General features: G+C 55.3%; 16 protein-coding genes. 15 read left to right on the top strand and 1 reads right to left on the bottom strand.

Going from position 1 to position 16,013, the window contains the following annotated elements:
* The 15 genes from L6D82_RS28340 to L6D82_RS28270 form a co-directional block, all read left to right on the top strand.
* The coding region (locus L6D82_RS28340; RefSeq protein ID WP_445009174.1) for a bacteriophage T4 gp5 trimerisation domain-containing protein at positions 1-626 on the top strand (626 nt) is incomplete at its 5' end.
* A gap of 51 nt (positions 627-677) precedes the next feature.
* Positions 678-3,329 (top strand): pesticin C-terminus-like muramidase, encoded by a 2,652-nt coding sequence (locus L6D82_RS28335; RefSeq protein WP_236192141.1) that lies wholly within the window; start codon positions 678-680, stop codon positions 3,327-3,329.
* Positions 3,311-3,901 carry a lysozyme inhibitor LprI family protein gene (locus L6D82_RS28330; RefSeq protein ID WP_236192140.1) on the top strand — a complete coding sequence of 197 codons (591 nt, stop codon included), beginning with the start codon at positions 3,311-3,313 and terminating at the stop codon, positions 3,899-3,901. The genes L6D82_RS28335 and L6D82_RS28330 overlap by 19 nt, the downstream gene beginning before the upstream one ends.
* A complete protein-coding gene (locus L6D82_RS28325; protein ID WP_236192139.1) occupies positions 3,862-4,530 on the top strand; it encodes a hypothetical protein in 669 nt (222 codons plus the stop codon). The genes L6D82_RS28330 and L6D82_RS28325 overlap by 40 nt, the downstream gene beginning before the upstream one ends.
* A 9-nt stretch (positions 4,531-4,539) precedes the next feature.
* Entirely contained in the window at positions 4,540-5,001 is a 462-nt protein-coding gene (locus L6D82_RS28320) for an XAC2610-related protein (RefSeq protein WP_085746820.1), read from the top strand.
* A 20-nt stretch (positions 5,002-5,021) separates the two neighbouring features.
* Positions 5,022-6,386 (top strand): lysozyme inhibitor LprI family protein, encoded by a 1,365-nt coding sequence (locus L6D82_RS28315; RefSeq protein ID WP_102685885.1) that lies wholly within the window; start codon positions 5,022-5,024, stop codon positions 6,384-6,386.
* A 140-nt stretch (positions 6,387-6,526) separates the two neighbouring features.
* Entirely contained in the window at positions 6,527-7,921 is a 1,395-nt protein-coding gene (locus L6D82_RS28310) for a TIGR01777 family oxidoreductase (RefSeq protein ID WP_236192138.1), read from the top strand.
* Positions 7,922-7,930: 9 nt separating this feature from the next.
* Positions 7,931-10,381, top strand: a complete 2,451-nt coding sequence (locus L6D82_RS28305; protein ID WP_236192137.1) for an alpha/beta fold hydrolase — start codon at positions 7,931-7,933, stop codon at positions 10,379-10,381.
* Positions 10,378-10,887 carry a hypothetical protein gene (locus L6D82_RS28300; protein WP_236192136.1) on the top strand — a complete coding sequence of 170 codons (510 nt, stop codon included), beginning with the start codon at positions 10,378-10,380 and terminating at the stop codon, positions 10,885-10,887. Before L6D82_RS28305 ends, L6D82_RS28300 begins: the two co-directional genes overlap by 4 nt.
* Before the next feature lie 55 nt (positions 10,888-10,942).
* Positions 10,943-11,392, top strand: coding sequence for a hypothetical protein (locus L6D82_RS28295; RefSeq protein WP_219733709.1), 450 nt, complete (start codon positions 10,943-10,945; stop codon positions 11,390-11,392).
* Between the two features lie 28 nt (positions 11,393-11,420).
* Positions 11,421-11,966 (top strand): hypothetical protein, encoded by a 546-nt coding sequence (locus L6D82_RS28290; RefSeq protein WP_102685882.1) that lies wholly within the window; start codon positions 11,421-11,423, stop codon positions 11,964-11,966.
* The gene (locus tag L6D82_RS28285; protein ID WP_236192135.1) at positions 11,953-12,801 is read left to right on the top strand and encodes a tetratricopeptide repeat protein; all 849 of its coding nucleotides are present in this window, start codon (positions 11,953-11,955) and stop codon (positions 12,799-12,801) included. Before L6D82_RS28290 ends, L6D82_RS28285 begins: the two co-directional genes overlap by 14 nt.
* Before the next feature lie 2 nt (positions 12,802-12,803).
* Positions 12,804-13,559 (top strand): lysozyme inhibitor LprI family protein, encoded by a 756-nt coding sequence (locus tag L6D82_RS28280; protein ID WP_102685880.1) that lies wholly within the window; start codon positions 12,804-12,806, stop codon positions 13,557-13,559.
* Between the two features lie 48 nt (positions 13,560-13,607).
* Complete coding sequence (locus L6D82_RS28275; RefSeq protein ID WP_219733710.1) at positions 13,608-14,600, top strand: hypothetical protein; 993 nt, start codon at positions 13,608-13,610, stop codon at positions 14,598-14,600.
* 28 nt (positions 14,601-14,628) lie between these two features.
* Positions 14,629-15,717 carry a hypothetical protein gene (locus L6D82_RS28270; protein WP_236192134.1) on the top strand — a complete coding sequence of 363 codons (1,089 nt, stop codon included), beginning with the start codon at positions 14,629-14,631 and terminating at the stop codon, positions 15,715-15,717.
* 62 nt (positions 15,718-15,779) lie between these two features.
* Here L6D82_RS28270 and L6D82_RS28265 read toward each other — a convergent pair.
* The coding region (locus L6D82_RS28265; protein WP_236192133.1) for a DUF6124 family protein at positions 15,780-16,013 on the bottom strand (234 nt) is incomplete at its 5' end.

Raw genomic sequence — 16,013 nt, 5'->3', positions numbered from 1 at the left:
AAACCCGCAGCGTCTTCAAAACCCTCAGCTCCCCGGGCGGCGGTGGCTACAACGAACTGCGCATCGAAGACAAAAAAGGCGCCGAACAAATCTTCATCCACGCCCAGCGCGACTGGGATGAAAACGTTGAGCACGATCAGAAGATTCGGGTCGGCAATGAACGCCACGACACCGTGGTGAAGAACACCTACACCGAGCTGAAGGCCGAAGAACACCGCACCACCATAAGCGACCGCAAGATCGAAGCACGGATGGATGACCACCTGACCATTGGCGAGAGCCAGCATGTGAAGCTTGGGACTGCGCAACTGACCAGTGCCGGGAAAGAGATTCACATCAAGGCTGGGGACAAGATTGTCATTGAGGCGGGGACTGAGCTGACGATTCTCGGCGGCGGCAGTTTCATCAAGCTCGATGGTGGTGGTGTGACGGTGGTTGGGCCGGTGGTGAAGATTAATGCTGGCGGGTCGGCGGGGAGTGGCACCGGGATCGGGATCAAACCGCCGGTGCTGCCGGGGGCGGCGGATAAGGATAAGGCGGGGAGTTTGATGGATCAGGCGTTGTTGAATGCGCCTGAAGAACAGGTCAAACGCAAGCCAAAACGCATGCTCAATTTTTCTGGGTAATACATCGACGGCAATCCAAGCCACCAGGGATCAGAATTCAGGTAATTGGTAATGACAGAGACAACCAGCAAGAAAGTAGAAAAATGGTCGTATCCATTGAAGGTGGGAGCTGCAGAAGCTACGGATCCGCAGCAGTTTTATAAGGCGTTAGCCAAGGCGAAAGATGGTTACTACCCGTTGGGGGCGAATGGCCTCTGGCACGGAGGGGTACATTTCGATGAGGCATCTGGTTTGGTGCAGGATTTGGCGGAAGTCAGGTGCATCGCGGACGGGGAAGTTGTCGCTTATCGTATTGATAGTACTTATCCAAAGTCAGCTTTTGATACCAATGGGGCGGTGTATTCAACGGGTTTTGTACTCGTTAAACATCGTTTAGAGACGCCTGTTCCTCCTGCACCCGCCCCTGCGGCTGGGGGAACACCAGCTGCAGTAACTCCGGGGCCTAGTCTGACTTTCTTTAGTCTTTACATGCACCTCCTGCATTGGGACACGTATGAAAAAACTCCTGCATTGGGTCGGCCTTCATTTTGGAGTGGTGGCACATGGCAGGTGATGGCTACGGCAAAGGATGAAATTCTAGGCTTGAGAGTTCGACAGGAAAGGCGCGGAAAACCGGGATATAGCACGGTGTTGACTGTTTTGCCTCGCGGCACAGTTGTCGAAACTGCTGAAGAAGAAAACGGTTGGCTCAAAGTGGTTAGTGTTACGCCTCCGGATGCCAACCTCCCCGCTGGGAACGGCTGGGTGTTTAAGCGAGAGTTGACTGCAGGGGCCACACCAAATAGCTATAAGGTGGGCACTGCAGCAAAAGATCCGATGACTCCCCCTAAAAAAGGGCTGGCGGTACACGCTTCTCCTAACCAATCCAGTACGACGACCGCTATTTTGCCGATTGGAACTCAGGTGAAAATTGGCAGTGATGGGACGCGCGGTAAATACCAAAAGCTATTGGAAATTTTGGGAGGAAACGCTGTACCTCCGTTGGCAGCAGCGGAGGTTCTTGGCTACGTTTGGGAGGGCCTGCTTGAAACCAAGAGCGAGCCAGCCGAAAAAGACGCTGTCCACGTGTTGGCTACTCCTGTTTTCATAAAAGCAGGGAGTTTGGTGGGGCACGTCGGCAAATATCAGAGCTACTCAGACTCTGCTCCAAGAAATCTTCTGCACTTGGAGGTTTTTAGTTGCGAGGACGTCAAGGCTTTTACTGAGCTAAGTAAACAGAGGGCATCAGGTCTGCCAAAAGCCGAGAAAACTCTGCTTAAAATTCCAAAAGACAGTCTATTAATCACTCATGTTGAAGGCATGAGTGCGAGTAATCCGCCTAGGGTGACTGATCCCCATAAAAAAGTTGGGTACGATTTCATGGTCCCGGTCGGGGTACTGGAAGCATTGCCGGCGGACAGAAAAATCAAGGTTCCTGTCGTAATGGGCGGAACGACAAGTTATACGCTTTGGTGGCGCCTGGATGGTCTTCTTGGTGACGAAAATGGCAATGAAATTGGCGGATGGTTTTCGGAGCCGGACGTGACGTTGTCTCGTCATTCGCCCTTTGAGTGGGAGGGATTCCGTTTTATTGAGGAGACCGTCAGCAACGTGGATCATCTGGCTGCCTCTCTCCATGCTCAAGAAAACCTGACTGAGGAGGAGAAGGCAAGTTATACGCCTAACGTGGGAGCTGCCAATGACGGCCCTGCCAAGCAGCATCTGTTCAAGATGCTGGATAAAAATGGTGATAATAAACTTACGCCTTCGGAGATAAGGGAAGCGTTAGAGAAACCTTGGTTCTCGCAGCCGATATCTCAGATGGTTACACGTTACGAAAGTGAGTGGCAGTACAAGGGGGAGAAATGGAGCGCCCTAGATGAGTTGATGGGGCATAGTGACGCCGATCCGCATAAACAATGGGTGGAAGAGAAACTTCGAATCGAGCGACTCGGTTGGTGGGATAAGCTAGTCGGAAAATTCGGAATAACTGGTGATGCTAACGTCCAGCATATCCATCCCCTAGGGTTGTTGGGGGGGTTCTTATCGGGCTGTCCTGAAAAGTGTAAGGCGGAAGTTTATACTCTGGACACAACTGTCGGTCCTTATGTCGTTTCCAAAAAGCTGTTTGAGTTTTTATTGGCAATTGAAGCGTATAGAGAACATCCGTATGCGCTTCCTGATAATAATAGCGGCATAACAATTGGCTATGGCTATGACTTGGGGCAGCAGACTGCCGCCAGGGTCGATGCGGAGCTTAAAGACCTTTATACGCCTCAGGAAATCGAAAGCTTGAAAGGGGCGTTAGGCAAAAAAGGTCAAGATGCAAGAGACTATGTTCATAATGTCAGCTCAATATCTATAAGCAAAGATAACGCTCTTAAGTTGGCCGTGATTATGAAGAAGAGATATGCACAACAAGTTGTTGATGTATATCCCAAGGCTGTCAATCTACATCCGGATTGTCAAGGTGTATTGCTTTCTCTTGTTGTGAACCGAGGCAACGCGTTAACCGGTAATACCCCGGCTAAAGCTCAGAAGCGCTTAGAGATGAAGCAAATAAAAGAAGATTTTGATAACGATCAACCCGAACTGATACCTTCACGTCTTCGCAGTATGAAGCGCTTGTGGGAAAACGATCCCAGCACGGCTGGGGTGGCGACAAGACGTGAAAAGGAAGCGGTATTTTTTGAGGAGGCATTAAAATGCAACTGCTGGAAGTAATTAGCAAGTCACTGATTGCGTTATCAGTTGTTTGGATATCTATAGGCGGTGCATCGGCGGACGTCAGTTGTAGCTCTGCCACCTTGGCGGCCCCTGATATTATCAACTGCTCACAGAAATCATTTGAAAAAATTGATAAGGTGCTTAATGAGCAATACAAGGCGCTGTCAATTGATCTGGATGCGTCGACAAAAGCAGAGCTGATATCTGCGCAGAAGAAATGGATTAAATTAAAAGATAGTTATTGCAGAGATGATGGTGACGAAGGTGAAGAGTCGCCTATCGAAAAGCTTTCATGTGTAAAGCAGTTCACTAGTTTTCGGGTGAGTGAGCTCATTTATCTTCGTACTGGCGTTATAGGCGATGGCTTTTACAAGGCAGTGTCGTTAGTGAACGAAAAAGCTACATCTATGAACTACCCAAAAGCTATTGAGTTTGTTGGTGGAAGCGAAAATTTTGGTTCAGCTTGGAAAGAATACGCAGATGGAAATTGTGCTATGACTTCTAAGCTGTTTGGCGAAGATGTGGACCGATGCATGGCGAGGATGCGATTTCAGATTCCAATTTACTAGCTGTTTTCCTGTGTGGCTATATTTTCAGATTTATCAATTTGGCTGAAATGGCGGGCGGATTTATTTGTTGGAGTGAAAAGGGAGGTTATTTATGCTATTTGAATAGATCTGTTCCTTTTTTGAATAAATCTGTCGGTAAGTTGGTGGCGGCATTATATTGGCTGCTTGAGGGGGCGTCTGTGGTTAACGGGTTTTTCATAACTATGAAAAGGTCATGTTTTGGTTTTTTGGCGTTATTTCCTTTCGCCGCCCACAGCGCAGTCACCAGCGAATCACTCTGCTTCGAACTATCTGAAACCAGTCCGGTGAAGTTCGAATTCCATACCTTTTACGACGTCTCCAGCAAATGGTCAGGCGGGTTCGTAAAGTACGCCAAGTCCAGTGAGCCAATTTCCATTGTGTTGACGGATACCCAGAACGAAATGCTCGGCGCCGATGCCCCTTGGCAGAGCACCAGAAGCTGGTCTGAAGTCATCAGCGGCAAGGTCTCAGGGACCTACGAGCTCGTGACTCAAGGAACGCAGGTCGTCTCGATGACGTACACGAAGAAGTCCAACGGCAAGGTTTACTATTTTGGAAATAACACCAGCGTCGATTCCTCTTTGGAGTCCGGATGCAAGTGGGAGTAGGGCGCGCACCTGAGATCAAAAACTCTAGCAGCATCATTGCTCGGCCTGCTGTGGACGATGCCGGTGTTAGCCGAAACCACTACGTTCAGCCCAACCAAAGACGTCGAAGCAACACTGGTTCTCGAAGGCTCCACGCTGAACATCGCGATTAAAGGCGAAACGAATAACGAGTCGCGGACAATCGATTTTCAAGCTGAAAACGAACTCCATGTGCAGGTCGATGATTTCAATTTTGACGGAGTAAAGGATTTCGCGATCTGGCAGCTTGATGACGGAATGGGCACTTACGACTACTACCGGGTGTTCATTTACCAAGTCAAAACCGGCACGTTCGAAGAATTACAGCCGGACTGTGGCGATGGTTTCGTTAATTTGCGCGTCGACAAAAAGCGTAAAGCGTTGCTCAGCACCTATTGGGAAATGAACATAGCCAAGCAATGCGTCACTCGGTTCGCCAAACGCAAAGCTTGAATGACTCAAGGAAGAACACAGTGAAACGTTTTGTTTTTACCCTGCTGGCCGTGCTGCTGCCTGTTTCAACGGTGTACGCGCAGGATGACTGCAGCCATGTCACCTCAAGCCTGGAAATGGTGCCCTGCTCGGAGGCGTCGAAGAAGGCTGCCGATACGCAGTTGAACCTCAGCTACAAGCAATTGATGGCGCGGCTTGAGTCTGACTATCGAACAGATCCGGCGTTGGGTGCGGAGTACGCTGCGAAGGTTAAAGAGTCGCAGCGAGCGTGGTTGAAGTTGCGCGATGCGAACTGCCCTTTGGAGGCATTCGAGATCGAAACGGGGATGCCGGCGCATGTGGTCGCCGTTAACTCGTGCATCGCGAGAATGAGCCGCGAGCGCTCGGCGTATCTGGACAAGATCGTCCCTGCTCTTGCATCCGACGAGAGCACTTCGACGGCGCCGGCCAGCGGCACTTGTCCTTCGGAGGAATTCTCTGCGTTCCTGACAACGTTTTCTGCCAACAGCGAATCACAGCGCCGTTTCACTGCGTTGACGGTCAAGTCGCTTGTGTTGAAGCCGGTTGCCGGCAAGGACCGTAGTACCTTTGAGCCTTTGACCTCGGGCGTCAACGGAGCTTCCTTCACCTACCCGCTGATGGCTGCCATCACACCCGGCAAGACACCTGGAGTCGAGATTGAAGAGGTCGATGACAGTCACGTCAACGTGGTCGATAAGCGGGCGGGCAACAGCAATGTAAAAATCTTCAATTTCTCTCGTCAGGCATGTTGGGTGCTGGAGGGAATTGAGGATTGGTCCGTCAGCGAACAGTATCTGGTGGCAACAAATCACCCAGAAATGAGCCGTGCCGAGCAATTCTGTTATCAACGTGCTGAAGCGTTAGGTGGGTTAGGGTTTCTTGAGCAGTACCGACTGACAGTGGAGTTGATCGAAGCGTCCTTGGAAAATTACTTGTGTGCCGCAGAGTCAGGGGATGCACAGGCGAGCCTGTCGGCGGCAAGCCTTAGCCTTTCGCAAATGGCGTCTCAGTTGGAAACCCCGAGGGTTGAAGCGCTGTTCAAAGCGGCTTCGAAAATACCGAGTGGCGCGTTGGCCTATGCCACGTTTTTTTGCTTAGGAAATTCCACAGACTATGGCGGCCCTTGCCTTCATCCCGCGCAAGCGGAAGAGCAGATCATTCGGGCGGTAAAGATGGATTCGACCGAAGCGATGAATTATCTGGCTTCTACATTCGAGGATGGAAGACTGGGCACAAAAGATGTGTCCCGCGCATTGGCTTGCTACCAAATGGCTGCTGACAAAGGTGACCCCCGGGCGAAGGAGCACTTGAAGCTTTTGAGCTCGCAAGGCACACAGCCGATCAAAGCCAGTCACTGCATTTGAAGTTCGTGGGGCATGTTTGATGCGCTTTCGCACGCGCTGATCTTGAACCCGTCGCATTAAAACGCTTAACGCTTGTGCATCTGACAACCCCCATTTTCCTTTAAACTCCCCGCCCTCAAGGAACGCGCTCAGGACACGGAATGCCAGCCCCCTCTTTCTCTCTTCGCCCCGCGATGGTGCTGTGGCTGTATGCCGCGGCAATTGTGCATGTGCTCGCCGGTCTCACGCTGACCTGGGCCGGTCATTCCGGATTGATCGACGGCTATTTGCACACCCTCGAACTCGCATTCTGGGGCGCCGATGCGGTTCCCGCCGCCGGCCACGAACAGCAGGTCTGGTGGCTCGCACTGTTCGGAGCGACGCTGCAAAGCTATTCGCTGTACATGCTCGCGTTGGTGCACCTCGGCAACCGCCTTAAAGCTCCCGCAATTTGGGGATGGTTGATGGCGGGCGTGCTGTTATGGGCGCCGCAGGACATGTGGCTTTCAGCGCAAAAACAGGTCTGGTCGCATCTGTGGCTCGACGGTTTTGCGCTGCTGGTGCTGTTGCCGCCGCTGGTCTGGTTGCTGCGCCATGATCGTCGGAAATCCTCGCCAGAAAGGACCGTGAGCAAGTCCAACCCCTTTGTCGGCGGCGCCTACAAGCGCGTGCTGATCACTGGTGGCACCGGGTTTATCGGTGAAGCCGTGGTCAATCAGTTACTCGACGCCGGCCACACGGTCAGCGTGTTAGCGCGTGATCCGTTGAAAGCGGCGAACCTGTTCGACGGTCGCGTCCGCTGTGTGCGGTCGTTGAGCGAACTCGACCGCGACGAACCATTCGACGTGGTGATCAACCTCGCCGGCGCACCGGTCGCCGGTCCACGCTGGAGCCCCGAGCGGCAGGCGCAATTGCTCGCCAGTCGGGTCGATACCACCGAAGCCTTGATGACCTGGTTGAAGCACACGAGCCATAAACCGGCGTTGTGGATTCAGGCCTCGGCCATCGGTTTCTACGGCGCGCGTGATGCCAGCGAAAGCCTCGATGAACAGGCCAGCAAGGGTGACGGTTTCATGGCCGAACTCTGTGCGCGTTGGGAGGCTTCGGCGCAACCCGCCACGCAGTTTGGCGTGCGTCAGGTGGTGCTGCGCCTCGGCGTGGTGTTTGGTCCGGGCGGTGCGCTGCTGCCGTTGCTGATTCCGTTCCGCTTGGGCTTCGGCGGGCGGATGGGCGACGGTCAGCAGATCATGAGCTGGGTGCATCGCGACGATGTGATTCAGGTGATCGCTCGATCCTTCCACGATGAAAATTTGCGCGGCACCTACAACATGGTCGCGCCTGAAACCGTCAGTCAGGCAGCGTTCGCCGAGAACGTCGGCAAAGTCCTCAAGCGTCCGGTGTGGTTCCACATTCCTGCAGCGCCGGTGCGTGCGTTGGCCGGGGAAATGGCTCAGCTGTTTTTCGACGGTCAGCGTGTGGTGCCGCGGCGTTTGAGCGAGGCGGGTTACACGTTTCGCTATCCGACCCTCGACGCCGCGCTGCGCGATCTGGCCTGAGAATCGCCCATGAACAAGCCTCTGATGTACCTGCTGGCCGGCAACGGCAGCGCCGCCGATTGGTGGGATGACGCGCTGCCGCATTTTCAGCGTTACGACGTGGTGCCGCTGGAGCTGCCGGGCTTCGGCGCCAACCCACAGCCGCCCTGCGAGGATCTGGCGGCTTATGCGCAGAGCTTGTTGGCGATGACGCAAAAGGGCAGCGCGATCATGGCCGTCGGGGTCAACGCGTTGCTGGTGCTGCACGCGCTGCAACGTCGGCCCGGGCACTTTTCTCGTAGTGTTCTGTTGGCGCCGGTGGGCGCCTTTTTGTGGCAGCGCCGATTGCCGGCGTTGATGTCACCGCTGCCGATCCGCAAGTCCATTCATTGGCTGCTGTCGAACAAACCCACGCTGTTCGCGCGCAAGTTCTCCAACCAGACCTGGACGCCCGCGCAGTATCAGCGCATGGGCGCCGGTTATGCGCGCTGCCGTGCGTTTGAGCCGCACTGGGATCTGATCCGTGCCGACACCGCGCTGCCATTGCTGGAGTGGATCAACGATCCGGTCGAGTTGGTCTGGGGCGATCAGGACAAGGTGCTCGGTATCGAACAAGCGGCGGCATGGTCGGCGATTCTTGCGCGCGCAGACCTGACCATCAGCCTCAAACCCGGTTGGGGTCATTACCCGTGGATCGACGCGCCCGCGCAGTTTGCGCAGTGGCTGGAGTCGGGCGAACGCGGCTTCGTCGCGCACACCAAGGGCGGGCGTTTGCGTCTGGCGGAACTGGCCCGGCAACCGGTGCCGGCGGCGCTGACCCTCAACGATTGCAACGATCCGCGACTACCGACCTTTCTCGCCAGCCAACCACAGGCGGTCTGGGCGGTGCGTTCCTCCAGTTATGGCGAAGATCAGGCCGACTCGGCGAATGCCGGTTTGAGCACGACCTACCTGCGCGAGCCGGCCGCCAACGTGCCGGCGCGCATCGCCGAGCTGACTGCCGAAGGTGTCGAGGAAGTGGTGGTGCAGCGCTTCATCACGCCGCAGGTGTCCGGCATCGCGTTTGTGCGTCATCTGTCGGTGGAGCTCGAGTGGGTTGAAGGCCATCTCGAATCCCTTGCCGATGGTCAGATCAGCCCGGAACGAGCGACGCTTTCGCGGCTCGGCGATGCCTGGCGCAGTGGCACGTTTACGGCAACCCATGGTTTGACCGAAGACGTGCTGTGGTGCTTTCTCCAGGATGCCTTGCGGGTGTTCCACTATGTGCCGGGCGATGTCGAATGGGCCTGGGACGGTACGCAACTGTGGCTGCTGCAATACCGGCCGATCAGCGACTACGGCTGGCGCCGCCACCTGACGGCCGCCAACATCGCCGAGATCCTGCCGCCGCAACCCAGTGTGCTGGTGGAGTACGCCCAGCGCCGGGCCGCCGCGAGCATTCCGGCGATCATGGCCCGTTGGGATGCGCGGGTGTTGCAGGACAACGAGCCGTTCACGGCCGTGTTTGGCGGTGCGTCTTACATCAACAACGACCTGTTTCTCGCACGGTTGGCCGACTGGGGCATCAGCGCCAGCAACTACGCCGGTGAAGTCGGCGGCGCGACTCCGCATCTGCCGTGGCGACCGCTGCGGATGTTGTGGTCGCTGCCGTTGTTTTTGCGCATGCAGCGAATCGCTCGCGGGCATTTGCTGAGCTTTGAGCACGGCTTGCAGCGCTTCGACAAAGAGCTGGCCGACCTCGTCGCCCAAGGTGCTGACGGTCAGCAACTGGCCGACTGGTTCACCCGGTTCTATGTGTTCGTGGTGCAGGGCAATCTGTGCATCGCCACGACGCTGGCCAGCAGCGGCGGGGACTGGCTGGGCCGACCGCCCACCGCTTACGACAACCTGGAAAACAGCCCTCATCGGCTGCCGTGGGAGACCGATCCGGCCACACCTCGACCCGCGTCGAGCGCGTTGCCATTACAGGCGTTCCCGCAATGGTCAGGGCTGATCCGCCTCGCTCATTCGACCGGCCTGCCGGGCCTGCGTGGTTACTACCTGCAAGTGCGCGAGTGGTATCGCGACAACCTGATGCGCATCTTCTTCCGCCTGCATCACGCCATGCCACTGGCGGATCGCGAACACTGGTTTGCGCCGCACCCGGACATCCGCACGCGCGACGGCAGCTTCTGGCAGGACGGCCGCGAAGGTGCCGAACAAGCCACCGGATTCATGATTTACCCGGGGCAGGTGCGGGGCATCCTTGGCGAAGACATCTTGTTGGAAGACACCCTCGATCCGGGGCGCCACGCGCACTATCAGTCAGCGCGGGCGGTGATTGCGCGGATGGGCGGGCGGTTGTCGCATGGTTCGACGTTGTTGCGGGAATTGCGCAAACCGTCGGCGGTGATGCCGCAGGTGGATCTGGCCTGGGTGGGGTGCGAAGTGTTGTATCGGGATGGGGAATTGGAATTGATGAATTCGAAGGATGTGAAGTGAAACGACTGCTGGTGTTATGCATGAGCTGGTTGCCGATGGCAGCGATGGCGTCGGATATCTGCAACGAGAAAAGCGATACCAAGACTTTTCTTACGCAATGGAAAGACAGTGGAGAAAGTGTCGAAGACATACATTCTGGCTTCTACGATGACGGATTTTCTCTAGAGCGTGGCAAGGTGGTGTACCAAGGCGATCTCAACGGCGATGGCCGAGACGACTTCATCTTCCTCTCCTATTCAAGTCACGGCTCGGCCGGCGACATGACGTACGCCTTCCTGATCCAGTGCCGTGGTTACTTGAAGCATACCGGTGGTGATTACTTTGCCGGGATCAAGGTTCTGGACGGTCCGCCCAAGAACGGCGGCGACGTCAAAGACATCGAGATCTATTCCTACATCAGGGATAAGCGCGGGCAGATTCGCTACAAAAAAAATGTAGCCATGACCCGGCCACATCTGTGGCAGTTCAACCCACAGACACAGCGTTATGAAGGTCAGTCCGAATAGATTTCAGTTACGGAGTTACAGCGTGAAAGGATGCTCAGTTCTACTCGGTTGCCTCTTGGCCATTGCCACCTCCGTGGCTTTCGCCGCTGACCCGGACTTCAAGGATTACACCGTCACCCCAGTGTTTACCGGCATCAATCATGAACCGGTGCCGCAAGAACACAGCAACCCGATGATGGATATGGATCGTGCACAGGCACTCAAAGGCAAGGTCAACTTTGCCGGCCACTACATCCTGTACCGAGTCGGTTGTGGTGGCAGTGCCATTTGCGGCGAAGTGCTGGATGCGCGCACGGGGGAGGTTGTCGGCGGACTGCCGAACGCATACGACGGCAATGCGTTAAGTCTGTCAAACCGGCCTGATAGCCGTCTGCTCATTGTTTCCGGCATTGCGGCCGATACGGAAGAGGACGCGCAGGGTAATGAGCTGGAAAGCCGCTTCAGAACCCGCTACTTCGAGTTTGTGAACAACGAGTTCCGGCTGCTGACGTTCAAGGATTTGTGATCGCCGTTGTTTGATTAAGGATGATTGGATGAACCATTTTCTTGCGAGCAGCCTTTCGCTGTTGCTCTCGCTTCCAGCTTTCGCCGCTCCGAAGGACGCCTACACCCAACGCGATGTCATGCAATGTGGCGGTGTTGAAGTGGTGATGGTGTCGTCTTGCCGATCCGTGACGGTGGATGACGCAGAAACCCACCTCATCCCGGTCTGCTCCGACCAGACGATCAACATTGGCGGCAAAGTGTTGCGCCGCAACATCGACAAGGTTTTACAGCTCACGTCTGACGGTAAGAAAGCAAAGATGCTGAGTAACGTTGTCGTGGCGATGGATTGTGTGAAAGGCACCAAGGGTAGCCTTGTTTCGATAGGCGGTTATGGCGGTTGTGGTGCCTGTCCTGAATGGCGCGGGTATTACTCGACAGCGGGGCGATTGGAGCAATACAGCTTCGATAACAATCAGCGCTCATTTGGTTCGAAGGGTTCCTGGGAAGAGCTGATCAAGGCTTATGGCGTGACGAAGAGGCAGTTACAGTCGGAAAGTCCGTCAGTGAAAAGGATCGACTATGGGCAGCCTTAAGTGGGTATTGATGACCGGCAGTCTGTGCAGCGCTATGGGCGCGTTTGCCGAGGACCCGTCAATAGTTGGTATCAGCGGGCACACGGTGTCGTTTCGGGCTACAGAATGGACGATGCCCGGTGTGGATTCGGCGACTGCATGGTTCGCCGCCAATGGCAAAACCTTCCCGCTCTTTGGCGCCGATATTGGCGCCGATGGGCACTCCAATATGCTCAGTCCTGACAAGAAAACCTTGCTGCTCGACCCTGTGATTTTCGGCATGTTGTCGGACGAAAACGGTGAAGAGAAGCTAGTGTCGCAACAGCATTGCACGGTTATCTCAATGGAGACCGGTTGCGTGCTGGCTGATCGTTCGGCCACTTTTTGTGTCGGCCAGTGGAAGGGCAATCAATGGGTTACCGACGACGGCGAAGTGCTCACTCCTGCCCTGGAGACGAGGTCTCCAAAGGACTTGCTGAAACATGTCTCAAGTAACGAACTGGCGCAGTCCCGCGCAGAGTTCATCGAATGGGGTCTGGTCTTTTTAAGTCCAGAGTCTTACATGGCGTGTCACCCCCCGGCGCAAAATGTTCAGGCCTATAACGACTTGGGCTTTTACCTGGCCGAGGGCGGCAAAGATGAGCTGGCGCTGAAGTTCTATCGCGGCGTTGAGGCCGTCGGTAAACGCACAGTGCTGATGTTGAACATCGCCGACTCACTCTGGCGCCTTGATCGCAAAGACGAAGCGCAGCGCTATTACAGCCAGTACCGCGACGCAATGAGTGCCGACGGCAAGGCGCAGAAAATACCTCAACGCGCAGTTGAGCGATCCGTCATTCAGGGAATGAAAAATTGACCATGTTTGTGCGCTTTATCGCGTTGTCCTTAGGACTGCTGTCCGCTTCAGCCGCGTTCGCTGAGGACACTTGCAAAGTCATCACTGTGAGCTGGCAATACGACGAGTGTGTGGAAGCCGACCGCAAGAGTGCCGACGCAAAGCTCAATGCCAGCTACAAAAAACTGATGGAGCGATTCGAATCTCGATGGAAGCCTGAGCCTGAACAAGGAAAGGCTTACATGGCCATGGCCAAAGAATCGCAGCGGGCCTGGATCAAGTTGCGCGATACCACTTGCCCCCTCGATGCCACGGATGTCGAACCCGGATCGCAGGCATATACCTTGGTGCTCAATAAGTGCATCGCCAGAATGAGTCTAGAGCGTGCAGCCTTCCTGGATGCGGTCGTCCCGGATGATCCGAGTGAAGTGATCGATGTCGCCAAGGTTTCCAGTTCTGCTTCGCAACGATACGGCGATGTGGTGGCTCGTTATGTCACTACGTTTGGCAGCCCCTGCCTCAATGTTCAGATCCTCGCGCCCAAGGGCAATTGGCGGGTGCTCTCCTCAAAACGGTTTTGCAGTTTTAATGGCAAATCGTTTTGGGATGGTTATGCCAGTGCGTTGTTTGAGGATCATGCATTCACTGCGGATGGTTTACACCTGACGCTCAGCTTGTTCGAGCTTCGTGAAGAGCCAGAGAAGCGCCTCACCTGTGTAATTCCAATTCAGAACGAGCAAATCAAAGAGCTGAAGTGCGGCGCACCTGAGTCATCGTGAAACCATCAGCGTAATTTCGAAGATTGATCAGCAGGGAAGTGATCGGAATTGAACAAGCTTTCAAGTTGTTTTGGTGTGCTCGGGATCATCGCCGGCTTGTCGACTCAGCCGGCATCGGCAAGCGACCCACAAACCATCGGAGAACTGCATCCCCCGGTGGTTGCTTCGTTGGGTGATCAAAAGATCACGGTGTTCTTTTTGAAGAACAACCTCAAGGATCAAGTCAGGGACGTGCACGTGCCTGATGCCGAGATTTTCTACGCGCCCTTGAATGCGGTGAAACCTTCGCTGAATTATGTGTGGAAGGTTGAAGGCGAACAAATTGCCTCGGTGTTCTTCTTCGAGCGCAAATTCCCTGAGCGAGCGGGGAAGTCCATGTTTGTCCTGACAAAACACAAAGTTCTGCACGAGCATTTCGAAGGAGATTCCTATTCGGTGCTGGAATTGCCGCTCTTCAAGGACGGTGACTACTTGGCTTTGCAGTTCTTTCGGGGTGACCTGCCAGATCCTGAGTTACAGAACTGCCTTGACGGTATCAATCGGGAAGATGGCGTAGAAGTCGAGTGTGCTTACAAGGATGCGGCGAGCATCAAGAAGTACTTGGCGGATCTGGATGGAAGGATGATTTCGGATTCGAAACTGGATCAGGGCAACCGTCAGAAGCCACTCAAAACTGATGGTGACAAGGCCAGTGTCGCTTGCCCCTCACCCAACTTTTCAACGTTCCTCTCAGACTTCTCTGAACGCGCAGACGTGCAGAAAGCCTTCGTCCAGCAACCGCTGAAAATGGTCACGACCGTAGCCGGTGATCCCGAGCCCGAGATGCAGAAAAGCAGTCTCAGCGGCGATCAGCTCAAGTTCCCGATCATCCCGGATGTAGCGAAGCGAGAAGCTCAGGGCCTGACGTTGACCATCAAGGAAGAGCAGGGTGATCACGCCGTCGCCATCCTGCAGAAACCGGATACCGATTATGTCTTCGAGTATCGGTTTGTCCGTGGGCCATGCTGGCAGCTGGAAGAAGTGATGGATTACTCGCTTTGAAACAGGTGGCAAGTTGAAAAGATTGGGTTTGATCGCGTTATTGCTGTGTTCTTCCTCTGCCGTGGCGGGGCCGATGTTCCCGTCACTCACGTCGTGCAGGGACGTTGGCAGCGACTGCGCGCTGGCGCTGAAGGACAATTTTCTGGTGGACGCACATTCCGGGCAGCGTCTATCCGAGACGGCGGAGCCGGCAGGGGCGATGAGTGACTTCTGGCTGTATCGAGATGGCGAGCGCTACATCCTTCAGGAAGAAAACTACTCCCAGGCGAAGTCGCGTCGTTGGCTGGTTTTCACCTACGACAGCGGCAAGGTGGTGCTCGACGGCGCTTATGTTTTCTCGATCGACATTGATATGAACACCGGACCCTACTGGCATGGCTATGACTGCCGAGGTGATGCCAAGCCGTTCGCCGTGCCAACGAAAGACTCGTTCAGTGAAGTCGCTTTGGAGGCGTTATGCGGGGAGGCCGAAGGCTGGGTCGTCTCGGGCGGAGATACCAAGGTGCCGGTGTCGGCCAAAGGGCTGGCCGTCAGTGTTCCCGTTTATCACGCCCGCAACCGCGATGGTTCAGCGACTTACCTGTTCACTGAAAGCGATGATCCGGATCTTTCGAAGCTGGTTTGCCTGTCCAACTGTGCTGATATCGCGAAAGCGCCGGAGCGCGTTTCGCAGGAGACGGCGCCGTTGAAGGGCGGGCAGGATGGAACGTTGTGCTCGGATGACGAAGACATTTACTTCAGCTGCCCGCTGGAGGGCGGCAAGACGGTTTCTGTTTGTGCGCGGGGAAACAGCAAGCCCACGGCCGGTTCTGTTCAGTATCGCTACGGTGTGCCGGGGAATATCGAGATGGTCTACCCGAAGAATGCTACGCCACCCAAGGGCAAACTCTTTGTTGTAGATGCGTCGGAAGGCAGCGTGAACCTGAACATCATCAAGTTCAAAAGCGGTGCGTATACCTACCTCGTTAACCAGGCCTTCGTGAGTTATCTGAAGGTGCTCAAGGGGGACAAAGTTGTATTCCGACAGTCTTGTAATGCCGGTGGTCATGCTTACGTACACCGGTTGACGGATTTCGGGTTAGAGACACGACCAAAAAGCGCAGAGGACTTTCGCTAATCTCTGCTGCCGAAGATCAGGAAAGGGGACTCAACGTCCCCTTTTTTCCGCTCGCGATTCAGCTACGGCTTGGCCTGATACTCCCGAAACTCAATGTGATCGAGCGTGCCTTCCACCATCAATCGAACGCCGTCCGCCATTCTGCTAAGGCCCAGCGCCATCGAGCGGCGGGGGCCGTCGAGGTCGTCGGCCAGGTTGGCGGCGAAGGCGCTGATGGAGAGCAGGTCTTCGGAGGCGTTGGCCATGAGGGCTTCGGCGTCGGCGTTGGGGCAGAGGGCGAACAGGCCGCCCAGGCG

It is taken from the genome of Pseudomonas paraglycinae (assembly GCF_021601625.1).
Taxonomy (GTDB): domain Bacteria; phylum Pseudomonadota; class Gammaproteobacteria; order Pseudomonadales; family Pseudomonadaceae; genus Aquipseudomonas; species Aquipseudomonas paraglycinae.
This window is presented reverse-complemented; position numbering and strand designations above follow the sequence as displayed.